21 protein-coding genes are annotated in these 24,890 nt (G+C 54.5%); 13 read left to right on the plus strand and 8 right to left on the minus strand.

Going from position 1 to position 24,890, the window contains the following annotated elements; all coding sequences use genetic code 11:
- Positions 1 to 67 precede the first annotated feature (67 nt).
- Positions 68 to 841, minus strand: a complete 774-nt coding sequence (gloB, locus tag AS19_RS06465) for a hydroxyacylglutathione hydrolase (RefSeq protein WP_011588505.1) — start codon at positions 839 to 841, stop codon at positions 68 to 70.
- 95 nt (positions 842 to 936) lie between these two features.
- Here gloB and AS19_RS06470 point away from each other — a divergent pair, with 95 nt between their 5' ends.
- From AS19_RS06470 to dnaQ, 3 genes are read left to right on the plus strand one after another with little or no spacing between them, the layout of a single operon-like run.
- Positions 937 to 1,713, plus strand: a complete 777-nt coding sequence (locus AS19_RS06470; RefSeq protein ID WP_011588506.1) for a class I SAM-dependent methyltransferase — start codon at positions 937 to 939, stop codon at positions 1,711 to 1,713.
- 4 nt (positions 1,714 to 1,717) lie between these two features.
- Positions 1,718 to 2,173 carry a ribonuclease HI gene (gene rnhA / locus AS19_RS06475; protein ID WP_011588507.1) on the plus strand — a complete coding sequence of 152 codons (456 nt, stop codon included), beginning with the start codon at positions 1,718 to 1,720 and terminating at the stop codon, positions 2,171 to 2,173.
- On the plus strand, positions 2,173 to 2,916 hold the full coding sequence (gene dnaQ, locus AS19_RS06480) for a DNA polymerase III subunit epsilon (RefSeq protein ID WP_011588508.1): 744 nt from the start codon (positions 2,173 to 2,175) through the stop codon (positions 2,914 to 2,916). Before rnhA ends, dnaQ begins: the two co-directional genes overlap by 1 nt.
- A gap of 95 nt (positions 2,917 to 3,011) precedes the next feature.
- On the opposite strand, the gene nhaB is transcribed toward dnaQ, so the two are convergent.
- Positions 3,012 to 4,604, minus strand: coding sequence for a sodium/proton antiporter NhaB (nhaB, locus tag AS19_RS06485; protein ID WP_011588509.1), 1,593 nt, complete (start codon positions 4,602 to 4,604; stop codon positions 3,012 to 3,014).
- Positions 4,605 to 4,998: 394 nt separating this feature from the next.
- Here nhaB and AS19_RS06490 point away from each other — a divergent pair, with 394 nt between their 5' ends.
- From AS19_RS06490 to AS19_RS06530, 9 genes are all read left to right on the plus strand, one after another.
- Complete coding sequence (locus AS19_RS06490; protein ID WP_046961845.1) at positions 4,999 to 6,678, plus strand: hypothetical protein; 1,680 nt, start codon at positions 4,999 to 5,001, stop codon at positions 6,676 to 6,678.
- 22 nt (positions 6,679 to 6,700) lie between these two features.
- Complete coding sequence (nudC, locus tag AS19_RS06495) at positions 6,701 to 7,501, plus strand: NAD(+) diphosphatase (protein WP_046961846.1); 801 nt, start codon at positions 6,701 to 6,703, stop codon at positions 7,499 to 7,501.
- Between the two features lie 12 nt (positions 7,502 to 7,513).
- Positions 7,514 to 8,161, plus strand: coding sequence for a hypothetical protein (locus tag AS19_RS06500; protein WP_011588512.1), 648 nt, complete (start codon positions 7,514 to 7,516; stop codon positions 8,159 to 8,161).
- 175 nt (positions 8,162 to 8,336) lie between these two features.
- A complete protein-coding gene (gene sohB, locus AS19_RS06505) occupies positions 8,337 to 9,362 on the plus strand; it encodes a protease SohB (protein ID WP_231483321.1) in 1,026 nt (341 codons plus the stop codon).
- 32 nt (positions 9,363 to 9,394) lie between these two features.
- Entirely contained in the window at positions 9,395 to 10,387 is a 993-nt protein-coding gene (locus tag AS19_RS06510; RefSeq protein ID WP_046961847.1) for a YhdH/YhfP family quinone oxidoreductase, read from the plus strand.
- 411 nt (positions 10,388 to 10,798) lie between these two features.
- Positions 10,799 to 11,725: an NAD(P)-dependent oxidoreductase gene (locus AS19_RS06515; protein WP_035458273.1), complete on the plus strand. Its 927-nt coding sequence runs from the start codon at positions 10,799 to 10,801 to the stop codon at positions 11,723 to 11,725.
- Entirely contained in the window at positions 11,725 to 12,513 is a 789-nt protein-coding gene (gene hyi, locus AS19_RS06520) for a hydroxypyruvate isomerase (protein WP_046961848.1), read from the plus strand. Before AS19_RS06515 ends, hyi begins: the two co-directional genes overlap by 1 nt.
- Positions 12,513 to 13,352, plus strand: a complete 840-nt coding sequence (gene djlA / locus AS19_RS06525) for a co-chaperone DjlA (protein WP_035458271.1) — start codon at positions 12,513 to 12,515, stop codon at positions 13,350 to 13,352. Before hyi ends, djlA begins: the two co-directional genes overlap by 1 nt.
- Before the next feature lie 287 nt (positions 13,353 to 13,639).
- Positions 13,640 to 13,873, plus strand: a complete 234-nt coding sequence (locus tag AS19_RS06530) for a YdcH family protein (protein ID WP_011588518.1) — start codon at positions 13,640 to 13,642, stop codon at positions 13,871 to 13,873.
- 335 nt (positions 13,874 to 14,208) lie between these two features.
- Here the strand turns inward: AS19_RS06530 and AS19_RS06535 are convergent, their stop codons facing one another.
- The 6 genes from AS19_RS06535 to AS19_RS06560 form a co-directional block, all read right to left on the minus strand.
- Positions 14,209 to 16,149: an acetoacetate--CoA ligase gene (locus AS19_RS06535; protein ID WP_046961849.1), complete on the minus strand. Its 1,941-nt coding sequence runs from the start codon at positions 16,147 to 16,149 to the stop codon at positions 14,209 to 14,211.
- Positions 16,146 to 18,155 (minus strand): biotin carboxylase N-terminal domain-containing protein, encoded by a 2,010-nt coding sequence (locus AS19_RS06540; RefSeq protein ID WP_046961850.1) that lies wholly within the window; start codon positions 18,153 to 18,155, stop codon positions 16,146 to 16,148. The genes AS19_RS06535 and AS19_RS06540 overlap by 4 nt, the downstream gene beginning before the upstream one ends.
- Positions 18,156 to 18,366: 211 nt before the next feature.
- Positions 18,367 to 19,140 (minus strand): enoyl-CoA hydratase/isomerase family protein, encoded by a 774-nt coding sequence (locus AS19_RS06545; protein ID WP_046961851.1) that lies wholly within the window; start codon positions 19,138 to 19,140, stop codon positions 18,367 to 18,369.
- 54 nt (positions 19,141 to 19,194) lie between these two features.
- Entirely contained in the window at positions 19,195 to 20,802 is a 1,608-nt protein-coding gene (locus AS19_RS06550; protein ID WP_011588522.1) for a carboxyl transferase domain-containing protein, read from the minus strand.
- 68 nt (positions 20,803 to 20,870) lie between these two features.
- The gene (locus tag AS19_RS06555; RefSeq protein WP_035458268.1) at positions 20,871 to 22,034 is read right to left on the minus strand and encodes an isovaleryl-CoA dehydrogenase; all 1,164 of its coding nucleotides are present in this window, start codon (positions 22,032 to 22,034) and stop codon (positions 20,871 to 20,873) included.
- The gene (locus AS19_RS06560) at positions 22,027 to 22,425 is read right to left on the minus strand and encodes a MerR family DNA-binding transcriptional regulator (RefSeq protein WP_011588524.1); all 399 of its coding nucleotides are present in this window, start codon (positions 22,423 to 22,425) and stop codon (positions 22,027 to 22,029) included. The genes AS19_RS06555 and AS19_RS06560 overlap by 8 nt, the downstream gene beginning before the upstream one ends.
- A 123-nt stretch (positions 22,426 to 22,548) precedes the next feature.
- Here AS19_RS06560 and AS19_RS06565 point away from each other — a divergent pair, with 123 nt between their 5' ends.
- Entirely contained in the window at positions 22,549 to 24,849 is a 2,301-nt protein-coding gene (locus tag AS19_RS06565) for an RND family transporter (protein ID WP_046961852.1), read from the plus strand.
- Positions 24,850 to 24,890 lie beyond the last annotated feature (41 nt).

Consider the following 24,890-nt stretch of genomic DNA (forward strand, 5'->3'; position numbering starts at 1 on the left):
ATTATGAACAACGCTAAGAATTTGATGCATTCTGGCGTCGCAAAGACGATACGGCAAGGATGCGACGCTAAGCGTTATCCTTCCAGCGACGCAAGGCTGCAAAACACTGAATATCAGATTCTCCGCATCCGGGCTCATGGCGTTGACAGGACGCTTTCACCTCTTCGTTATCACTGCGTAAAAAGGGATTGGTGGCTTTCTCTTCGGCGAGGGTGGAAGGCAGCGTAATTTTACCTTTTTTACGCAGTTCGGTGACTGCTTGAAGGCGTGTTTGAACCGCTGAATCATTTGGGGTTACAGCGGCAGCGAATGTCAGGTTGGCCTGTGTGTATTCGTGAGCACAAAATACAAGAGTGGCTTCGGGCAGGGCAGCTAAGCGCTCAAGTGAATGGAACATCTGCGCTGCCGTTCCTTCGAATAGGCGGCCACAGCCCCCGGCAAATAGGGTGTCTCCGCTGAATAACCAACCGTGTGAGTCGTTGATGAAGGCGATGTGTCCGAGGGTGTGGCCTGGAACCTCCATGATGGTGAACGCTAGATCTGTACCCGCCGGGGTGATGGTATCGCCTTCGTGCAGAGGGTGGCTCATGGCCGGAATGGATTCCTTTGCGGGGCCGTAGACTGGGATGTCGCGGTGTTTGGTAAGCGCTGCGACACCGCCGACATGATCGGGGTGATGGTGTGTAATCAGCAGAGCGGATAGAGACAGGCCGTTCTCGCGCAAATAACGCTCTACAGGTTCTGCGTCACCGGGGTCGACCACCACACATTGATCTTGTTGGTGAAACGCCCAAATGTAGTTGTCATTGAAAGCAGGGATGGCGATAGGGCTGGCTGTCATGTGTGTTACGCTCCTGTTTACGTGCTATAGATTCTGCACGGGTTCGGTGCTTTATAAGCATGAATTAACATTCATGAATGAAGAGATTGTCCGCCATGCAGCTACCTCCACTCAACCGTATTTCGTTTAATACCTCTTCCGGTGAATTGGGCAGAGGCTTTGATGAATGGCTAGACAGTGAGCCGGGGCAGGCGTTGTTGAATGACGAAAAGGCCATGCTGACTGATTGGCTTCGCAGTCAAGCTGGGCAGCGCGCGGTGGCGGTTTATTCTAGCGGCGGTCGTGATCTTATGTCCGAATCGCCGTTGCGTTGGCAAACCAGTATTGCGCCACCCGGTTTTACCGGTGTGAAGCTATATTCACGGCTGGATTTACTGCCGATTGCAAAAAATAGTGTAGATGTGTTGTTGCTTCACCATACCATGGACTTCTCCGCTGACCCTCATCAGGTATTACGTGAGGCTGCCCGCTGTATGGCTCCCGGCGGGAAGATAGCGATCATTGGCTTTCATCCACTCAGTATTATGGGATTGGCACGCTGGCTGCTTTGGTGGAAGTCACCGGGTTGGATGGGGCGCTACTACCGGCCCAACCGCTTAACGGATTGGTTGCAGGTTCTAGGATTTGAGGTCGATGGTATGGCCAGTGGCTTCTATACTATGCCGTTGTCCGACCGTGGTCGCAGTCGAGTGCGGATGCTTGACTGGCTGGGTCGCTATTTATGGCCTCGCCACGGTAATACGTACCTCCTGGTGGCGAGGAAGCGGGCGGGTGTTGTTCGTCCGTTGGCCAGCCGACAACGCAGAGTGCCGCGCAATGCTGTGGTGCCAGTACCAGTGGCCCGCTGGGGCCAACAGAACAGGGAGCCTTGAGTCTTTGAAAAATGTGATTATCTACACTGACGGCGCTTGCCGTGGTAATCCCGGTCCGGGTGGTTGGGGCGCTATTCTTCTCTATGGTGATAAGGAGAAAGAGTTATTCGGCGGTGAGCCGGAAACCACCAACAATCGTATGGAACTGATGGCGGCGATTGTCGCGCTTGAAACGCTCAACACGCCCTGTCAGGTGGTCTTGACCACGGATTCAAAGTACGTGATGGATGGCATTACACAGTGGATGGCGAACTGGAAAAAGCGAGGCTGGAAAACGGCATCCAAGCAGCCTGTAAAGAACGTTGACTTATGGCAGCGCCTAGATGCGGCAGTGCAACGCCACGACATCGACTGGCAGTGGGTCAAGGGACACAGTGGCCACCCAGGTAACGAGCGCGCTGACGCGCTGGCTAACCGGGGGATTGATGAAATGAAACACAAGCAGGGGCAAGCTAGCTAATGCGTCAGGTTGTATTGGATACGGAAACCACAGGTCTTGAGCCGAATGACGGGCACCGGGTGATCGAAATTGGTTGTGTGGAGATGGAAAATCGCCGCCTTACTGGAAATAGCCTGCACCTGTACCTGAACCCTGAGCGGGAAATCGATGCGGGGGCATTGGCGGTTCACGGTATCAGTAGCGAGTTCTTGGCGGACAAGCCTACGTTTGACAAAGTGGTTGATGAATTTTTGGCGTTTGTAGATGGCGCTGAATTGGTTATTCACAACGCCCCTTTCGATGTGGGTTTTCTCAACCATGAGTTGCGCCGGCTTGGCACACGCTATGGGACCATTGAGCAGCGTTGCGGGGTGCTGGATACACTGGTCATGGCGCGGCAGAAACACCCAGGGCAGAAGAATAGCCTTGATGCTCTATGTCGCCGTTATTTCGTGGAAAACGGGCACCGTGAATTGCACGGAGCCCTATTGGATGCGGAGATTCTAGCAGACGTTTATCTTGCCATGACCGGGGGGCAAACTCGCCTTTTTTCGGGCGGCAACGATAGCAGTGAGCGGGGCGGTGGCGCCGCAGCAGAGACCATCAGGCGCTTGAGTGCCGATCGCGTCCCGCTTTGTGTGGTGCGTGCCAGTGAGAATGAACAACAACGTCACCGCAACAAGCTGGCCGCTATTGCGAAAAAGAATGGGGTGCCCACGGTTTGGCAGAGCCTTGGGCAAAATAGCGATACGCCCCTGCAATAGTTAATCTGCCGTCTGTGCAGGGCCTACGGGCTCGAGCCCACCCAACTAGCACGTTTCTTCGCCATCCCCATTTCACATCGGGGTTCCCAGGGCAATCAGTGCCCTGGGATTAGCGGCGTTTCTTGAAGATCTTCCACCTGATGATGCTGAATCCAGCCATTTTCGTACAGGTAGTCAGTGGCAGGTTCAAGCACCGTGGCGGTCATGACCAGGCCGGTAATTGACATCACGATGGTATAAGGCAGGGCCATGATCACCATGCGTCCATAGGATAACCGCACCAACGGCGCCAGCGCTGAAGTTAGCAGGAACAGGAATGCCGCCTGACCGTTTGGCGTGGCCACAGAGGGGATGTTGGTGCCGGTGTTAATGGCTACAGCCAGCAGGTCGAAAGTATCGCGGTCAATTTCATTCTTCAGCAACGCTTGACCCACTTCATCCACATAGACGGTTGCCACAAAGACGTTATCGGACACTGCCGAGAGTATGCCGTTAGCCATGTAGAACGCGGGTCCCTGCACCTGCTTCTCCAAAGAGAGCACGTATTCAATCACCGGCGCGAAAAGCTGCTGGTCAGCAATCACTGCTACCACCGCGAAGAATACCGTGAGCAGGGCGGTGAAAGGCAGGGCTTCCTCAAACGCGGCGCCCAAACGATGCTCTTCGATGATCCCAGTGAATGAAGTGGCGAGGATGATTACAGTGAGCCCTACTAAACCAACGGAGGCAGCATGGGTGGCCAAGCCGATGACTAGCCAAACAGCGGTGATCGCCTGAATAACCAAGGCGGCGCGATTTTGTGGGGTGCGTTTGCGGTCCTGCTCCAGGGCGTACTGGCGCATAATGCCGCGGACTTTTTCAGGGATATCCTCGCCGTAGCCGAAGCTGCCGCTGAATTCCAGGAAAGCACAGGTGAAGAAGCCCATCACCAGTACTGGTAGGGTAATGGGCGCCATGCGCAGGAAGAATTCACCGAATTCCCAGCCGGCCTTATTGGCGATTAGCAGGTTTTGGGGTTCACCCACTAGCGTGCAGACGCCGCCCAGAGCGGTACCGACGGCGGCGTGCATTAGCAGGCTGCGCAGGAATGACCGAAAGCGGCGCAGGTCTTCACGGTGCAATTCTTCCACCGTGGTGTCGTCACCATGGTCATGTTTTTGCTGGAACGTTTTACCGGAAGCCACCTTGTGGTAAATGCCGTAAAAACCGGTGCATACGGCAATCACCACGGCGGTAACCGTTAATGCATCCAGAAAAGCAGACAGCAAGGCCGCAGCGGCACAGAACAGCAGGCTCAGCGTGACCTTGGATTTAACGCCGAGCAGAATGCGGGTGAACATGAACAGCAGTAAATCTTTAAGGAAGTAGATACCGGCGACCATAAAGATCAGCAGCAACATTACTTCAATGTTGCCGACTACCTTATGTAGCACTGTTTCTGCGGAGGTCAAGCCGATCATTACCGCTTCAATAGCCAGTAGCCCGCCAGGCTGTAACGGATAGCACTTGAGTGCCATGGCCAGTGTGAAGATGAATTCGGCGAGCAGTAGCCAGCCTGCGGTTACCGGGCCCAGTGTCAGGGCGACCAACGGGTTGATAAGCAGAAAGGCGACGATGGTGTACTTGTACCAGGCAGGAGCCTGCCCCAGGAAGTTCTGAACAAAGGCGCGGCCTAGCGTGGCTGACATTACGAGTTCCTGCTGAACGGCGAATGGTAGAGGTGTGCCCTGGCTGTGCGCGGAGTGGCAGGAGCTGGGCGCGGCAATAATAAGGACTTGCTATGTCTCAGTACAGGATAAACAGTTGGGCAATTTGTCCTAGATCAATGGAGAGATTGGCGTAACCGGCTGGTCTAGGCGCTGGTGAATCGCATATAGTCGTCTAGAGTAGTGTGGCCAGGTTAACAAAACATCAATAAATCAGTTGTTTACAAATGAAAGTTGATGCAGTCTTTAATTGCGTGCAAAAGTTGATACAGCTTGTTTTACAATCTTAAATTGAATGTTGCGGGTATAACCGGGGGTTGCGTACTTTACGGGACAGCCTCGATGATAATAACAGTTTGGTGCTTGCGGAGAGTCCATGGTTGCCATAACAAATACCACCTCCCTGACTTTTCTCAAAGAAGCCCTAGATGCCACCCTGACTGAAGCAGAAACACAGCTTGAAACGTTTTCTGATGACCATAGTCGTCAAGATGAGTTGCAGCATTGTGCGCAAGCTTTTCAGCAACTTCGAGGTATCTGCCAGCTTGTTGAGCTGCCTGCGGCGGCGTTGATGAGTGAAGAAATGGCGCTGGCCGCGCGGGAGTTACAAGAAAAATGCTCTGACGCCCGTATTCAGGCGTTGAGCCACGCGATCGTTCTGCTTACCCGTTATTTCGATTACGTGCAATTGAAGAACCGCACGTTACCGGCACTGTTAATTGGTGGCATTAATGAGCTGCGACGGGCCGCTGGCAAGGGCCTGATCCAGGAAAGTCACTTCTTCTATGCCGATTTATCCCATCAACGTGTACCTCAAGCTCCGCAACGGAGCATGACCGTTAGTGAATTGTCCGACCTGGCGCGACGCTTTCGGCATATGTACCAGGTCGGGCTGCTTGGGATGCTTCGTGGCCAAACTAACCGCACTAACCTAAAGCTGATGGCCCGGGCCCTGGTACGGCTGGATCATGCCGCAGGACAATGTGGTTTAAGTCGCTTTCTGTGGGTGTCCCAGGCAGCGTTAACGGCCATGTACCGCGACCAGATGGCGATCACTCCGGCCCGAAAAGCGCTGCTGTCACAGTATGACCGCCAGTTGAAAAAGCTGGTCTACAGTGGTGATCAGGCAGTGACGGAAGACGCTCCGTTACTGTTGATCAAGGAAAGCCTCTATATCGTTTCGTTGTCCGCACAGAACAGCGGTGTGATCGGTAACGTTAAGCAAGCTTTCGGTTTGAAATCTGAAGTGAATGATGTTGTTTTGCAGCGAGAGTTGTTATTCATGACGGGCGCCAGCGGATCGGTGACTCGTTCTGTGGCCAGTGCTATGCGTGATGAAATTGCCGATTTGAAAGAGAGCCTGGATTTGGCCTCCCAGGGGGTGGCGGACACTAATTATGAGTCGGTGGCGGCAAGCCTGAATCGTCTGGGTAGCACCCTGGATATGATCAATAAAGATAAAGAATCCCGTGCTATCAAACAGCGCGCACAGGACGTGGCTCGCTGGGCGCCTGATCAGAACGTTGAAGGGGAGGCGTTCCATGCGCTGGTGGATGATCTACTGATTGTAGAAAATGTGGTTGCGGGTCTAGAGCGAAGCATTAACCCTGAAGATGATGTGCATCGCTCAGCAAACAATAGCCGTATTTCCCTGTATCAGTTAAATGACGCTCGCATGACAGTGGTGGGCGAGTGCCGTGCTGGTCTGGCGCTGGCTAAACGCTCTATTTCCTCGTTCATGGATAACAACTGGGATGCTATGCATCTGTCTAATCTCCCCGGGACGTTCGCTTCCATTGCGGGGGGGGTAATGTTCTTAGAACTGGATCGTGCCAAGGCGGTGACCGAAGCTTGTCACAAATATATCAGTAACCGGTTGCTCAGTGGTGACCAAGTGCCGACCCATGAAAACATGGAAACCCTGGCCGATGCCCTGACCGGGGTGGACTACTACTTGGAAAGTATGGAAGAGCAAAAGCCCATTGGTGATGGTGTTCTGGAGGTGGCTGAGCAAAGCATGAATGTATTAGGCTTTCCCGTGTCAAAGGGTGTTTGAGCCCATCGCAATAGAGACAGCCATGATTGACCTTTCTTCACCGGAATCCCAAGACGCAGAAAGCGCTCGCTGTTATATCATTCATGAGCAGGATGTGTTGATCTGCGCACATGTGGATAGGCCGTTCCCAGAACTGCCTGCCAAGTGGCTTCGGCAGCATCCTGATTATCACTTCTTGGGTTTTCTGGATGGCCAGCCTTGTTATGTCTGTGAATTTGCCTGCCATGAATTTGATGATGGCCGGTTACAGCGTGTTCCGTTGCGCAGACTTATCGGTGCCACCTTAAATGACGCCGAATTTTCCATGGCGAGCAGGGCCTTACAGTTTCTAAGCTGGCGCAAAAATCATCGTTTTTGTAGCCGATGCGGCTCACCGACTGAGCCACATCCTCGCGACTTAGCGATGACCTGTGCCGGTTGCGGCTATTTTCAGTATCCCCGTATTACTCCCTGTATCATTACGTTGGTGACGGATGGTGAGCATGCTTTGCTGGGGCGTTCTGCCCGTTTTCCGGAAGGCTTTTACTCCTGTCTGGCCGGCTTTATGGAGGCAGGTGAAACCGCTGAGCAAGCTTTGGCACGGGAGGTGATGGAAGAAAGCGGCATTTCGGTGAAAAACTTGGAATATTTGAACAGCCAGTCGTGGCCTTTTCCCCACTCCTTGATGCTTGGGTTCATGGCTGAATATGCAGGTGGAGAGATCCGCATTGATGACGATGAAATCGTCGATGCAGCTTGGTTTCATTATCAGGATCTGCCCATGGTTCCACCGGTGGGAAGTATTGCCCGTTTGTTGATTGACCAATGGATCGCACGTTTTTAGAAGGACGTAAGCATGAATTACACTTTAGCTCCCTTGGTGCTAATCGTTTTCAGTCTACTTTTGGTATTGATAGGGGCGTGGATTCTGCTGCGGCAAAAATGGGTGCTGCAATGGTTGAAAGGCACAGCCGGCCTGTTGTTGGTGGTGCTGGCTATCTATATGAGCGTGTTCGCGCTCAATCTCTATGGCTACAAGGAATATGCTCAGGAAGTGTCCGTAGCCACGGTGAGCTTCCGGGAGTCGGGCGATCAGTCGTTTATTGCTACGGTAACCCGCACGGATGGGAGTTCGGAAGAGTTTCGTCTGAAAGGGGATCAGTGGCAACTGGATGCTCGCATTATCAAGTGGAAGATGCCCTTTAGCCTGCTTGGCCTGAAGCCCGGCTACCAACTGGATCGGATGCAGGGCCGTTATTATGCCCTTGAAGACGAGCGTTCCCGGGACCGTACCGTCTACAGCTTGCATCGTGATCCAGTAGGCCTGGATGTGTGGTTGCTGGCAAAAAAAGGCTGGGGCCTGATTATCGATGCTCGTTACGGTAGCGCGGCTTATCTGCCGATGGCAGATGGCGCTCTGTTTGAAGTTACCGTGGCGCCCACAGGGCTCGTGGCCCGGCCTATGAACGGCAGTGCACAAAAGGCGATCGCCGGTTGGGATTGATGCTTCTTTCCCGGTAACCTGTGTTTTGCTCGACCTTTAATCCCCTCTGATTACCGCAATGGCTCTGGCTTATGTAGAATCAGCCAGAGTTCGATTTCCGTGAATTGACTGGCGCTGGGCGCCAGGCCCCTTGGAGAGTAGATAAACTGTGATCGCGTTTTTAATGGAATACGGCATGTTTCTAGCCAAGGTTGCCACCCTCGTAGTGGCAATTTTGTTTATTTTTGGTGGCATTGCGGCGGCGGCCTCACGGAGTCGTGGTAAGGGTGACCAGGATGGTGAACTGAAAGTCCGCCACCTCAATGAAGAGTTCGATGATCTCAAGGAGTCTCTCGAGGCGGAAATTATCCCGGAAGCCCAGCGCAAAAAAGCCCACAAGGCTAAGCGAAAACAGGAGAAGCTTGAAGCCAAACAAAAAAAGAAAGCCGGCACCGAAGACAAAATTCTGCCGCGTTTGTTTGTGCTTGATTTCAATGGTGATGTACAGGCCAGCGATGTGGATCATATGCGCCGGGAGATTACCGCCATTTTGCAGGTTGCCACCCAAGATGACGAAGTACTGGTTCGCCTGGAAAGTCCGGGTGGTCTGGTACACAGCTATGGGCTGGCATCCTCGCAGTTGCGCCGTATCCGTAACCAGGGCATCAAACTGACCGTCGCCGTGGACCAAGTGGCTGCTAGCGGAGGTTATATGATGGCCTGTATCGCTGACCGTATTGTGGCGGCACCCTTCGCCATTATCGGCTCGATCGGTGTGGTCGCGCAGATTCCCAACTTTCACCGTTTGCTGAAGAAAAACGATATTGATGTGGAACTGATGACTGCCGGTGAGTACAAACGCACCATGACCATGTTGGGCGAGAATACCGAAAAGGGTCGGGCTAAATTTCAGGAAGAACTGGAAGAGACTCATCAATTGTTCAAGGGATTCGTCCGGGATAATCGCCGTGGGCTCGATTTGGATAAGGTTGCGACTGGCGAACATTGGTTTGGCAGCCAAGCAAAGGAGCTGGGACTTGTCGATGAAATCATGACCAGCGACGAACTGTTACAAGTGCGCAAAGACAGCCAAACACTCTACCTAGTACAGTGGGAAGCCAAACGTAAGCTGGGTGAGAAGCTGGGTTTCTCTCTAGAAGCAATGGCACATCGGGTGTTGGAAAAGTTTTGGCATCGTGGCAGCCAACGTCAGATTCATTAGTACCTTTACCGAACACTGCAAAGGAGTAGCTCATGACATTTAAGGCATTACAGACCCGCGAAACCGAGGCCGGTTACAGTAACGTGCTGGTTGACCGCGAGCTAAGTGAGCTGGGCGAAGGCGGTGTATTGGTACGGGTGCAATGGTCGTCTCTGAATTACAAGGATGCACTGTCAGCCACAGGTAACAAAGGCGTTACCCGCCAATTCCCTCATACCCCAGGCATTGATGCGGTTGGCGTGGTTGAAGAGGCGAGTGATGGGCCTTTTAGTGCGGGCGATGCGGTGATTTGCACAGGCTATGATCTGGGGATGAACACGGATGGCGGTTATGCAGAATATATCCGCGTACCGGCTGAGTGGCTAGTGCCGCTACCAGAAGGCCTTGCGCCTCGCGATGCAATGTTGCTTGGTACGGCAGGGCTAACCGCAGCCTTGAGTGTTGAATCGTTGCTGGATACGGGCGTTAACCCGGATCAGGGGCCCGTGCTGGTGACTGGCGCGACTGGTGGCGTGGGCAGCATTAGTGTTGCGATACTGGCTAAGTTAGGTTTTGAGGTGGTGGCCGTTAGTGGCAAAGCAGACGCCCACGAATGGCTCACTGAGCTTGGTGCATCACGCATCATTGATCGCAATGATTTTCTGGAAAGTGCCGCCAAGCCCATGGCCAAAGAGCAGTGGTCGGGCGCTGTGGATTGCGTGGGGGGTGAAATGCTGGCCGCTGCTCTGAAGGGGCTGAAGTACGGAGGTAGTGCCACTTGCTGTGGGTTAGCCGGTTCTCCCAAGCTTGAGATGACGGTTTTTCCATTCATTTTGCGCGGAGTAAATCTGTTAGGGGTAGATAGCGTTGAATTACCCTGTGAAATTAAGCAGCAAATGTGGCAGTTACTGGCGGATGAATGGATGCCGAAAGACCCTTCACTGCTGGAAGCGGCGCAAACGGAGCTTTCTGGGGTGACCGATTGGGTGGATCGCATTCTGGCTGGAGGAGTTCGCGGGCGGGTCGTGGTTAAGCTGCCTGAGTAATAGCTACAGGGTTTTGAGAGCAGCGCATACAGCACATTGTTTTCTCATCGTCGACAATCATTGTCCCCGTATTCCCTCGATGCCCGCTTGATCAAGCGGGCAATTCCCCTGTCTTCTTGGGCTCGATGTCGAATCGAGTTTTTCTTGAAGATCATAAAACAAAACGTGAAGAGTAAAGGGCTCGTTGGCAGGCTTCGCAACGTGACCTAACCCATCAGAGAATAATTGAGCTTCCATTTTTGGCAGCCTAAACAAGTGGCCTCAGCGCGGCTTTTTGTTGCCGCTTTGCGACGGTAATAGCGCTTCATAGCAAGCGACGCAACACGCTTACGTCTACGTCTGGCGGTCGAATTCCTACAGTCATTGACGTGGATCGCGTAGACTTTTCGCTCAACCAGCTCTGGAAGTATTATGCGTAATATCTGTTTCCTAGGCATCGGTTTGATGGGCGAGCCTATGGTGGCACGGCTGTTGGATGCCGGTTTCTCTTTGACTCTCTGGAATCGCACTGTTGAAAAGGCGCAGCCGTTTAGCGGACGGGCGCGTATTGCCAGCAGCCCAGCCGAGGCGGTGGCTGAGGCTGATGTGGTCATTACCATGCTGGAAAATGGCACCGCAGTCGAGCAGGTACTGTACCAGAGTAATGCCATTGCCCGTTTATCTCCGGGGGCCTTGGTTATCGATATGAGCTCCGTCGAGCCCGCTACTGCCCGGCGTCATGGGGCGCGGGTAGCAGAGCTGGGCGGATGTTATCTGGATGCGCCAGTGTCTGGCGGCACCCGTGGTGCACAAGCCGGTACGTTGTCGATCATGGCGGGGGGCAATGATCAAGACTTTGATCAGGCAACCGCGGTGTTTCAGGCCATGGGCCGCGCCACGCTTATTGGCCCTGTGGGTAGCGGGCAGCTGGCCAAGTTAGCTAATCAGACGATTGTCGGCATCACCATTGGCGCTGTGTCAGAGGCTTTGCTATTGGCTGCAAAAGGCGGCGCCCGGCCAGAAAAGGTTCGCGAAGCGCTACTCGGTGGCTTTGCCGGAAGTAAGATTTTAGAGCAGCACGGCGAGCGTATGTTGGCACGGAATTTTGAGCCCGGTGCTCCGGCGCGAATTCAGCTCAAGGATCTGGGTATGATCCTGGATGAAGCTCGCACGGAGGGATTGACGCTGCCCTTGAGCCAGCGCGTGTTCGAGCAATATCGTGCGCTGCTGGCCAGTGGTCATGGCGAAGTTGACCACAGTGGTCTGTTGCTGGAACTAGAAAGGCTAAATGGCGTGCAGCTCAACCCCGATGCCGCTGATCACTTTAGTCCAACTGACTTGGATAAGGAGACGCACTAATGCCACGGTTCGCTGCCAACCTGTCCATGTTGTTCACCGAATTACCCTTTCCTGAGCGCTTTGCCGCCGCTGCAGACGCCGGTTTTAAAGGCGTCGAATACCTGTTTCCCTATGATTGGCCTGCACAGCAACTGGCCCAATGGCTGGCGGACAATGGCCTGACCCAGGTGCTGTTTAATTTGCCGGCCGGAGATTGGCAGGCGGGGGAGCGGGGGATTGCGTGCCTGCCGGACCGAATAGCCGCATTTCGCGAAGACGTTTTTATGGCCATGGAGTATGCCCAGGCGCTGGATTGCCAGCAGGTGAACTGTTTGGCGGGTCTAAAACCCGATGAACTATCCTCGGAGGTAGCCTTTACAACGTTGGTAGAGAACCTGCGTTTTGCCGCGGATCTATTCGACGCTCAGGGGCTGACTTTGACGCTGGAAGCGATAAACTCTCGAGTAGATATGCCAGGTTTTTTGGTGGATACCTCCGCCACGGCCATGGCGGTCATAGAGGCGGCTGGTCGTGAGAATATTCGTTTGCAGTATGATCTCTACCATATGCAGATCATGGAAGGGGACCTGTGTCGTTCCCTTTCTCAACTTTGCCCCCATATAGGACATATTCAGTTTGCCGATAATCCTGGGCGTAATGAGCCCGGTAGCGGCGAAATTCATTTTGATACCGTGTTTGCCCACATCGATTCCTTGGACTATGCAGGATGGGTAAGTGCGGAGTATCGACCGTTGACAGATACGGCAACCAGCCTGGGCTGGTTTAACGCAACAAAACAGGAGCCGTGATGCAATTCAATTGGGGTGGGAAGATCATTCTTGGCCTGCTCGGCATGCTTGTGGGTGGGCCCGTTGGCCTGGGCATAGGCTTGCTGATTGGACATATGCTCGATAAAGGCACCGAGCGAGTGCAGACGTTTAATCCATTTCGCCCCTATGGGCCAGGCGAACAGTCACAAATTCAGCGGGCTTTGTTCGATACCGTGTTTTCTATCATGGGGCATCTTGCGAAGGCGGATGGTCGGGTTAGCGAGGACGAAATTGCCCAGGCTCGAGCGGTAATGGACCGCATGCAGTTGTCAGAAGAACAGCGCAAGCAAGCGATTGCCCTATTCAATCAAGGCAAGGAGGATAATTTTCCTTTGGATCAGGTCGTGGCAGCATTCGCGACAACCGTTAAACACCGTAAACAGTTGATTCTGGTATTGCTGGAAATCTTGCTACAGACCGCGCTGGCAGACGATGAGCTGGACCCTGCAGAGGAAGCGATTCTAGTGAGAGTGGCCGAAGGCTTGGGGGTGCCGCGAGCTCAGTTTCAGCAGATCCTTAATATGTTGCTGGCACAGGCTCAGTTCTCCGGTAGCCGTGCCGGCGGCCATTCCTACCAGGGGCAGCCAGCAGGGCCGTCTCGACCGTCCCTGTCCCAGGCGTATAAGGTCTTGGGTATCACTGACAGCGCCAGTAATCAGGAAGTTAAAAAAACCTATCGCAAGTTGATGAGCCAGAATCATCCGGACAAGTTGGCGGCCAAAGGTGTACCGGAAGAAATGATTCGGGTAGCCACGCAAAAGACCGCCGAAATCAGTAAAGCCTACGAAATGATCAAAGAACATCGCGGTTTTAAATAAACAACGCCGTAGGTTTAACGCAACATGCAGCACGCGCCGATTCGCGGAGCCGCTGACAGGCTTCCCAGTAGGCGAGTTGGTAGCGCAGCCGATCCGGGACAAGGCAGATCCCGACATGAACATGTTGCTATGTTCATTTTTTATCTCACGAGCATGGGTGATTGAATCTAATCAAAGAATGTGGTGATTTGAACAGAAGAGGGAACAGTGTACCGTTTCCTATTGTCGGATCCATTAGGCTAACCGTATTGGCTGGCCTGCCATTTCCATTCAAAGGAGCGAGCTTCATGTTGGGCGAAAATCACAGTATTCATCACGAATTTCCGGATTTTCACCAGAAGATAGACGCGCTTGTTGACGCAGATCCTACCTTCAAAGCACTGGTTCTGGAGCACGATAAATTAGATAAACAGATACGCGGTCTGGAGATGCGAGAGAGTCCAATTTCTGATCCTGAAATGGAACGGTTAAAGCAGGAGCGAATACGCCTGAAGGACACTATCTACCATCGGTTAGGCTAATACTAAATAGAAAAAGCCTCTGGACTCAGAGGCTTTCTTTAACTTACTTGATGCGTAATCAGGCGTTGAGTTCTGTCAGCTCATGCACTGATAAATGCCAGGCAGGCGCTGGCGCTGCTAGAAAGGCTCGTTGAGTGAGTAAATGGAAGGGGCTCAACCAGTGCCAAACCAAACTCAGCTCCCCGGAACGGTGTTTTCCTACATCCGAGAAAAGACCAGCGGTAATGCCAGCGTGGCTTCTGGTCACATTTTAGCCTCCCGCTTGCTATCGTAGAAAGCATTGCTAACCCGATAAAATATCTGGGCCGGGCCGCAAAGACCCGGTCACCGGACCATTATTTTTCAAGCTCAATGCGCTGGGCGAAATGGTTCAGGGCGTCAGGATTGGCAAGCGCATTGCGATTGGTCACGGGTCGCCCATGGATCACTTCGCGGACCGCTAGCTCCACTATTTTTCCACTGACAGTGCGAGGAATTTCCGGCACGGCCAGAATTACCGCAGGCACGTGCCGGGGTGTGGCGCCCTGGCGAATGGCCTTGCGGATGCGAGCTTGCAGCTCTTCGTCCAACGTAACGCCCTCCGCGGTCACCACAAACAACACCACTCGCACGTCGCCGTCAAACTGTTGACCGACCACTATGGCCTCACGAATTTCAGCCAAGGTTTCCACTTGCCGGTATATTTCCGCTGTGCCGATGCGTACGCCACCTGGGTTAAGCACCGCATCAGAGCGGCCGTGGATGATCAGCCCCTGGTGGTGGGCATGTGGAACCAACTGTGCATAGTCACCGTGGGCCCAGACACCGTCAAAGCGCGCGAAATATGCATCATGAAAACGTTGGCCATCCGGGTCATTCCAGAAACTGACCGGGCAAGAAGGGAACGGCGATCGGCAAACCAGCTCGCCCTTGCTGTCTGCCAGCGGCTTACCTGCGTCATCGAAAACGGCCACATCCATACCGAGCCCGAGGCACTGCAGCTCACCGCGGTATACCGGCAGCATGGGGTTGCCCAACGCAAAGCAGGAAACAATGTCAGTACCGCCTGAGATGGAACTGACGAGTAATGAAGATTTTACCTGCTGGTAAAGGTAGTCGTAGCTCTCGTGAAGGAGCGGCGAGCCGGTGGAGAAAAGGGTTCGCAAGGTGCCCAAATCATGACTGTCTTTGGGGCACAGACCGGATTTTTCCACGGCTTGCACAAATTTGGCGCTGGTGCCGAAGTGGGTAATCCCTTCCGCGTCAATTAAGTCAAATAAGCGGCCGGTGTTCGGGTAGGCCGGGTTGCCATCGTAAAGCACCAAGGTGGCACCTGTGTGGAGCCCGCAGATGAGCCAGTTCCACATCATCCAGCCGCAGGTGGTGAAATAGAAAAAGGTATCGGTTGCACGGACGTCCGCGTGCAGGTGTAGTTCCTTGGTTTGCTGTAGCAGGGTGCCGCCGGCGCCGTGCACTATGCACTTGGGCTGGCCGGTAGTGCCGGAGGAATAAAGGATAAATAATGGGTGATTAAAGGGTAGGCGAATAAAGTCCGGGGCGGGGCCGGCCGCCTCTAACCAAGCACCCCAGATGAGAGCCTTGGGCACGACACTGCTATCGCCGCGGCCGGGCACCACAATAAACAGCTCGGGTTTCAGCGCCTCGTGTAAGGCCTCAATACGCTCGCCCAGATCAATCCATTTTCCGTTGTAATGATAGCCATCGCAGGCCAGAAGCACTTTGGGTTCAATCTGGCCGAAACGATCAAGCACACCGGAAACACCGAAATCCGGGGAACAGGAGGACCATACGGCGCCGATCCAGGCGGCGCCAAGGGCGGCAACCAGGGTTTCGATACGGTTGGGCATGAAGCCGGCGACCCGGTCACCCGGTTTGATACCGGCAGCCTGCAGTTGAGCGGCGACCTTGCCGGCGGCCACACGCAAGGCGCTGTAACTGATCTCAGAGCGTGTGCCGTCTTCCAACACGCTGATTACAGCGGTATGGCTGTCGTTGCGCTTCAGCAAATTTTCCGCGTAATTGAGTTCGCCGTTGGCAAACCAGCGGGCGCTTTGAAAGGTTTTACCGGTAGTTAGCACCGTATCGCCGGGGTTGCCAATGACACCGCATTGATCCCATACCTGCTGCCAAAATGCCGCCGGCTGTTCAACGGACCAGCGATGTAGTGACTGGTAGTCTGGCAGTGGCTGGCCGCTATTGTCGCGCGCCTGTTGCCAAAAGTTGGCCAGTTGAGAGTTCTGGCTTTCGTTACCGGGTTGCCAGAGCGCAGTGGTCATTGGTTGCCTCCGGTTGCGCCGTTATCCGTGTCCTCGTCTTGGGCGGTGAAGTCCACCAGTAGCGTTCCTTCACTGATGCTGTCTCCCGCCGCAACGGTGAAATTGTTTACCGTTCCGGGCACGGTGGCACGCAAAGTGTGTTCCATTTTCATGGCTTCCAGTGTGATCACCGCATCGCCGGCTTCAACGCTATCGCCGGGGGCCACATGCAAGGCGACAATGGTACCGCTCATGGGAGCACTAAATCCGCCGGCATCGTCATGCTGGGCCGTATCACGGCTGGGGTTCAGGGTCACCGGGTAAGCCTGACCGCCAACGAACAACGTCAGTCTGTGGGCATTTTGCCAAGCAAAATGGGCCGCCAAGCTATCGGTGCCCCAGTGCAGACGCAGGCTGTGTTCGGTTGTGTTAACGCTGAAGCTCAGTGGCGCGCTGTGCTCGCCTATAGTGGCGTGTTGCTGGTCCTCGCGTACGGTGAGCTGTTCGCCATTGGCTTCGACACGGGTTTGCCGCAAACGCTGGTTGAGCGGGCGCCAGCCGTTAAGTGAATGCCAGGGAGAATCGCTGGCGACATTTTCTGCCTGCAAGCGTGTCGCGGCCAGCGCCAGCAGTGCAGTATTGACGGCGGTGGCGTCCATTAACTGCGGGCGGTGCTCCAGCAAACGGGTGTCCAGTTCAGCACCAGCAAATGCATCGTCATTAAGGACTCTACGTAGAAAGGCGGCGTTGTGATGGATACCGTCCAGCTCCAACGCGTCGAGTGCATTAATCAGTTGTTGACGGGCGGCATTGCGATCGCTGCCATGGCAAATCAGTTTGGCGATCATCGGGTCGTAGTGTTCGTCTACTCGGTCTCCCTGTTCGTAGCCCGCATCCACCCGGCTTTGGCCATGAGGCCAGCGCAGGTGGTGGAGTAAGCCGGAGGAGGGCAGGAAACCCTGTTCCGGATTTTCCGCATAGAGACGTACTTCCATGGCGGCACCATGGCGTGTAATTTGCTCTTGTTGCTTAGGCAACGGTTCCCCGGCGGCCACGGACAGCTGCCAAGCCACCAGGTCTTCGCCAGTGATCATCTCGGTCACCGGGTGCTCTACCTGCAAGCGGGTATTCATTTCCATGAAAAAGAACTGCCCACCGTCAGCGTCACCACCGGCTGCAGGGGGCGAGTAAAGAAATTCCACGGTGCCGGCGCCACGATAATCAATGGCTTTGGCTGCTTGCACTGCGGCATGGCCAAAAGCGTTACGGGTTGCTTCATCAAGACCCGGCGCGGGGGCTTCTTCAATAATTTTTTGGTGGCGACGTTGTACCGAGCAATCACGTTCGAACAGGTGGACGGCGTTACCATGATTATCTGCAAACACCTGCACTTCCACATGGCGGGCGGTGGCCAAATAGCGTTCCAGCAGCACTCGATCGTCGCCAAACGCATTGGCCGCTTCTCGGCGTGCGGCGGCCAAGGCTTCATCGAATTCCCCGGCAGCATTCACTACACGCATGCCTTTTCCGCCGCCCCCGGCCACGGCCTTGATTAGCAGAGGGAAGCCGACCGTTGTTGCGGCGGCGGTTAGCTCGCTGTCGCTGGCACCTTCTTCATCGAAACCGGGCAGAACCGGAACGCCGCTTTGCGACATCAATTTCCGGGCGGCGGCCTTGTCGCCCATTACTTCGATGGCTCGGGCGTTGGGGCCCACAAAAATGATACCAGCCTGGTCGCAAGCTGCGGCAAAGTCGGTGTTCTCGGATAGAAATCCGTAGCCGGGGTGAATAGCATCGGCCCCGGTGGCCTTGGCGGCGGCGATTACCTTGTCGATCACCAAGTAGCTTTCCCGTGCTGCGGCCGGGCCCAGGCACACAGCCTGATCCGCTTCCATTACGTGGGGTAAGCTGGCGTCGGGTTCGGAATAGACCGCCACCGTGGCAATACCCTGTTGGCGGCAGGTGCGCATGATGCGACGAGCAATTTCGCCGCGGTTAGCGATCAGGAGTTTTTTTATCTTTGCCATAACAGAGCCTATATCAGTGGCAATGGTCGGAGCGTCGCTGGCAGCGCGATCATGATGCGTTCAAGGTTCAAAAGTGTGAGATAGCGCATTATCTTTTTTGAGATTCGTGCCCGCGAAACTTCTAGAATCTGGCCGATTTCGCGTTTCAATTTTACACTTTAAACATTCAACGGTTTCTCATTTCGCCGCTAGCGATGCTTCTTGCGTGTGGTTAGACCCAGTTTGGGCTGCGTTTTTCTAAAAAAGCGCTGAGCCCTTCCTGGCCTTCATCACCGGTGCGTAGTCGGGCGATGAAGGAAGCGGTGTCATTGATCATGGCGTCGTTAATGGGGCCATCACTGACTCGGGCAATAAGTGCTCGGGCTTCTACTTGTGCCTGGGGGCCACCCGCAAGTAGTGCGTCGATCAACCCGTCTACGGTGCTGTCCAGGGCGTCTTCGCTAACCACCTCGTGGACAATGCCAATCTGTTGAGCTCGCTCGGCGGGAATCACTTCTGCAGTCATGAAAAAGCGGTTAGCCTGTCGGGCGCCCATGGCACGAACCACGTAGGGGCTGATTACCGCGGGCACGATGCCGAGTTTTACTTCACTGAGGCAGAAACGGGCATTGTCTGCCGCCACCGCCATGTCCGCCGCGCAGATCAACCCCAAAGCGCCACCAAAAGCGGCCCCCTGCACGCGCGCAATCACCGGCTTGGCGCATTGATCAATGGCCTGCATCAGCGTCGCCATGCGCAAAGCGTCCTGTTGGTTTTGCTTGGCGTCCAATTTGCCCATGGCACGCATCCAGTTAAGGTCTGCGCCGGCGGAAAAATGCTTGCCAGCGGCCTGCAGTACCACCACGCGGACGCTGTCGTCACTGCCGGCCTGTTTAAAGGCTTCAGTGAGTGAGGCGATGATGGTGTCATCAAACGCATTACGCTTGTTCGGGTTATTCAGCGTAATCCGGGCCACCTGGTTTTTGATGTCTGTGGTAACACTCATTGTTGACGTCCTGTTTTGTATCTGGCTTTGGGCATTAGGCTTTCTGCCGCCTGTTCACATCCGGAATACGCCGTAGCGTGTTTCTTCGATCGGTGCGTTAAGACTGGCGGAAATGGCGAGGCCAAGGACATCGCGGGTGTCCGCCGGGTCGATGACGCCGTCATCCCAGAGCCGGGCGCTGGCGTACCAAGGTTGCGCCATTTCCTCGTAGCGCTGAGTCATTTCAGTTTGAAATTCGAGGGCTTGTTCGTCACTCCAAACTTGACCTTTTTTCTTCAGGGAAGCTTGCTTCACTTGGGTCAATACACTGGCGGCCTGTTCGCCTCCCATTACCGAAATGCGGGCATTGGGCCACATAAACATGAACCGCGGGTCGTAGGCTCGACCACACATGCCGTAGTTGCCGGCCCCGAAGCTACCACCGGTCACCACGGTGAATTTGGGGACGGTGGCGCAGGCCACCGCGTTGACCATCTTGGCTCCGTGCTTGGCAATGCCTTCGGCTTCGTATTTCTGGCCGACCATAAAGCCGGTGATGTTCTGCAGGAACAGCAGAGGGATCTTGCGTTGGTTGCACAGCTCGATGAAGTGCGCCCCTTTCTGGGCAGATTCCGAGTACAGCACGCCATCGTTGGCAAGAATGCCCACCGGGTAGCCGTGAATTCGGGCGAAACCGCACACCAGAGTGGTGCCGTAGCGGGATTTGAATTCGTCCAGTTCCGAGCCATCCACGATGCGAGCAATCAGTTCGCGAGCGGGCATGGGTTGGCGTGTGGTTGTGGGAATGACGCCGTACAATTCGTCAGGGGCGTAGGCTGGTGCCTGCACAGGCAATCGTTTTACTTGATCCGGTTTGTGCCAGTTCAAGTGGGCAATACATTGTCGCGCTAGCTCGAAGGCGTGGGGTTCATCTTCAGCCAGGTGATCCGCAACGCCTGATTGTTCGCAATGCAGGTTGGCCCCGCCCAGGTCTTCAGCGCTGACCACTTCACCGGTAGCCGCTTTTACCAGCGGTGGGCCGGCCAGAAAGATAGTGGCTTGTTCTTTCACCATAATCACTTCGTCTGCCATGGCGGGCACATAGGCGCCGCCAGCGGTGCACGAACCTAACACCACGCTGATTTGAGGAATCCCCCGGGCGGACATGTTGGCCATGTTGAAAAAAATACGCCCGAAATGTTCGCGGTCAGGGAATACCTCATCTTGACGGGGCAGGTTCGCTCCGCCGGAATCCACCAAGTAGATGCAAGGCAGGCGGTTTTCTGCAGCAATGGTCTGGGCGCGCAGGTGTTTTTTAACTGTAAGGGGGTAATAGCTTCCGCCTTTCACAGTGGGGTCGTTGGCGACGATCATGCACTCTACGCCTTGTACCCGACCGATTCCGCCGACGCAGCCAGCGGCGGGGACATCCTCCCCGTAGACACCGTCAGCGGCGAGGGCGGAAATTTCCAGAAACGGAGAGCCCGGATCAAGCAGGAAATTGATACGCTCACGAACGGGAAGTTTGCCGCGCTCACGCAAGCGCTGCTCCGCCGCTTCACCACCGCCATGGGCAATGTGGTCAAGCTTGTCCTGCAATTGCTGACGCAGTTGCAAGTTGTGCTCCCGGTTGGCCAGGAAATCAGGGCTGTTGGGGTTGATCTGGCTATTAATTTTGGGCATGGATTATCTCGCAGGACGCCAGACGCAGAACGTCTGACGCCATAGTTTCCGGCGTTGGGCTTCAGGCGTCAGGCCGTTTCATTAAACAACTCGCGGCCGATAAGCATGCGGCGGATTTCACTGGTGCCGGCGCCGATTTCATAGAGTTTGGCATCACGCAGTAGGCGGCCAGTGGGGTACTCGTTGATGTAACCGTTACCGCCCAAGGCTTGAATGGCCTCCAGTGCCATTTTGGTGGCGTTTTCGGCACAGTAGAGAATCACACCAGCGGCATCCTTGCGGTTAGTTTCGCCGCGGTCGCACGCTTTGGCCACGTTATAGAGGTAGCTACGGCTGGCGTTAAGCGTCACGTACATATCGGCGATTTTGCCTTGCATGAGCTGGAATTCGCCGATGGCCTTGCCGAATTGTTTGCGTTCATGAACGTAGGGAACCACTACATCCATACACGCTTGCATGATGCCAGTGGTGGCGCCGGATAGTACGGTGCGCTCGTAATCGAGGCCACTCATTAGTACTTTGACCCCTTCGCCTACAGAGCCAAGAACGTTCTCTTCCGGTACCCGACAATCTTGAAATACCAATTCACAGGTGTTGGAGCCGCGCATGCCGAGTTTGTCGAGTTTTTGGGCTTGCGAGAAGCCGGCAAAACTGCGCTCAACAATAAAGGCTGTGATGCCGCGTGGCCCTGCGTTGGTATCTGTTTTGGCGTAAATTACATAGGTGTGTGCGTCGGGGCCGTTGGTGATCCACATCTTGTTGCCGTTGAGCACATAGTGGTCACCTTGTTTGTCCGCGCGCAGGGTCATGCTAACCACGTCGGAGCCGGCGCCGGGCTCACTCATGGCAAGGGCGCCGATATGCTCGCCGCTGACCAGTTTGGGCAGGTATTTTTCACGCTGGGCATCGTTGCCGTTGAGATAGATCTGGTTAACGCACAGGTTGGAATGGGCACCGTATGACAGGGCAATGGAAGCAGAAGCCCGAGAAATTTCTTCCATCACCAAGGTGTGGGCCAGATAGCCCATATTGGCGCCGCCATATTCTTCGCTGACGGTAACGCCAAGGACACCAAGGTCGCCAAGTTTTTTCCACATCTCTACCGGGAACTCGTTACTGCTATCGACTTTGGCAGCGATGGGGGCGATTTCTTTCTGGGCGAAATGGCGGACGCTGTCGCGCAGGGCAATCAGAGTTTCGTCTAAGTCAAAATTAAAAGTGCTCTCAAACATGATCGGGGTTCTCCAAGGCAGTGAGGGCGTCTTCGCAGCGCTGGTCGGCGTCGTCCAGTTCCTGCTGTAGAGCCTGAATATCTCTAAGTTGCTGGTTCAGCTGGTCTCGACGCTGCTGGATTTTGTCTTGCAGTGCCAATAGCTGATTGCGGTTATCACCGCTGGGCTGATACATCTTGATCAACTCTCTGGACTCGGCCAGGGAGAACCCAAGGCGTTTGCCACGCAGAATCAATTTCAATGTGACCCGGTCTGCGGGGGAGTAGACTCGTGTCTGCCCCCGTCGGGCCGGGCTGAGCAGCCCCTGATCTTCATAAAAGCGAATGGTGCGAGTCGTCACGTCAAATTCCCGCGCCAGTTCACCAATGCTGTATATCTGTTTTTTGGGCATGGCGAAATCCTAGGGGAGGTTTACGTTAACGTAAAGTGGTGATTTTGGCCTTTCCGGTCCGTGACACTGTATTTACCTATGCCTAGACTCCCAACGTAATCTATGGGGACAGTGGGACTAACAATGAAAGAGACTTGGAGTCGCTGGGTGGTGGCGCATCCAGTGTGGGTGCTATTGATTTGTAGTGCGCTATGCGTAGTCATGGCCACCGGACTGCAGGGGTTTCGCAATAATAACGATCCACGCATTTTCTTTACCCAGGAAAACCCTGATTTCAAACGGTTTATGGCTCTGGAAGACAGCTTTACCGCCAATGAGGTGGTGTTGTTTGTGGTACACCCGAAGAACGGTCGGGTGTTCGAACCGCAAACGTTGGCGGCGATTGAGTCACTGACTGACGATGCTTGGACGCTACCGTACTCCACTCGGGTGGATTCCCTGACCAACTTCCAGCATACCGAGGTAGATGGAGACGAACTGTACGTGGCACCTCTGGTGGAAGATGCCGCAGACATGGCACCGAATGAGATAGCCTTGGTACGCGAAATTGCCCTGAAAGAACCTGCATTGGTTGGGCGGCTGGTCTCTGAAAAGGGGCATGTGGCGGGCATCGTGGCTACTGTAACCATGGATGAGGGCAACACCGAAGCGCCGGTGATTACCCAGGCGGCCCGCGAGATGGCACAGGCCTACCGGGAGCGTTACCCGGATATCGAGTTTATGGTCACCGGTACGGTGGTGTTTTCCCAGGCTTCCGCCGATGCCACCGAACAATCCATGGTGACCACCTTGCCATTGGCTTTTGTGGTGATGCTGCTGTGTCTGTGGCTGATTATGCGCAGTGCCATTTTTGTGGTCGTGACGGTGATGGTGATTGGGTTTTCCATCGCCTCGGCTATGGGCATTGCCACGTGGCTGGGGATAGAGTTTTCGCCCATCGTGGGTATGGCGCCCGCCATGATTCTGACCCTGGCAGTGGCGGATTCAGTGCATATTCTGGCCAGCTACCGGCACGAATGTTTGCAAGGCAAGGAGCGGGCGGCGGCTATGCTAGAAAGCCTGCGCATCAATATTCAGCCGGTCTGGCTCACCAGTTTTACTACGGCGATTGGCTTTGCAATTCTGAATTTCTCCGAGTCTCAACCGTTCCGTGCTTTAGGGAATGTGGTATTGATTGGGGTGCTGCTGGCGTTTGTGTTCTCGGTCGTGCTGCTACCGGCTCTGGTGATGTTGCTGCCGAACCGTATTGAGCCGGGTAAGCAGCGGGATTTTGCTCCCTTGATGGGGGCGCTGGCCGCACATCTGAATCGCCATTTCAAACCCTGGTTGCTGGGCATGTCAGCGGTGGTAGTGGTGCTAACCGCCGCCATCGGCTTGAACCGCATCAATGATGTGTTTAATGAATATTTTGATGAAACCTTTGAGGTTCGTCAGGTGAACGATTTCGCCATGAGCAATCTTACCGGCATGCATCGTATTGATTATGCGGTGCACTCCGGGGAGTCTGGCGGGGCCATGGAGCCTGCGTACCTGAAGCACATTGATGATTTAATTATCTGGTTGGAGCAACAGGATGAAGTGGTCTATGCCTCAGCCTATTCAGATGTCATTAAGCGGCTTAATCGAGACATGCATGGCGGTAATTCGCAGTGGTATCGCATTCCGCAATCCCGCGAGCTAATTTCTCAGTACACCTTGCTGTATGAATTATCGTTGCCCCAAGGGCTAGGCTTGGAAGATCAATTGGATATCGATAAGGAACAAGCGAGGGTGATCGTCTTGCTAGAAAACATTGGTTCGCACCCGGTACTGGAGTTCAATGAACGAGTTGAAGCGTGGATGGAGGATCATTGGCCGCAATACATGCACAGCAAAGGCACCGGCATGGACATTCTGTTTGGCCGGGTTACCATGCGCAATATTCAAAGCATGCTCGGGGGTGCGCTGGTCGCCTTGGTTAGTGTTTCGGTGCTGTTGGTCATAGCGCTGCGATCTGTGCGCTACGGGGCCTTGTCATTGCTGCCCAACCTGTTGCCGGCGGCCATGGCTTTTGGGTTATGGGGGCTGGTGAACGGCGAAATTGGACTGGCAGTGTCAGTGGTGGCCTGTATGACCTTGGGGATTGTGGTCGATGACACGGTGCATTTCCTCAGCAAATATGTGCGTGCCAAACGTGAATTAGGCCTTAATACTGAACAGGCGGTGGAATATGCCTTGCGCACCGTTGGTCTGGCACTGGTGGCCACATCGGTGGTATTGGTGGCCAACTTTGCGGTGATTGGTACCAGCCATTTTTATCCTAATTCCAGCATGGGGCAGTTATCGGCAATCACCATTGCCATGGCGTTGATTGTAGATTTCTTCTTTTTCGTGCCGTTGCTGGTTGCACTGGACCGCCGTAAGCAGATTAGGGCGGGTGCATAGGCTCTAGCCAGTGTGATAAGGCGGTGTTAACGTAGCTCGAA

It is taken from the genome of Alcanivorax sp. NBRC 101098, assembly GCF_001010505.1.
In the GTDB taxonomy this organism is placed as follows: domain Bacteria; phylum Pseudomonadota; class Gammaproteobacteria; order Pseudomonadales; family Alcanivoracaceae; genus Alcanivorax; species Alcanivorax borkumensis.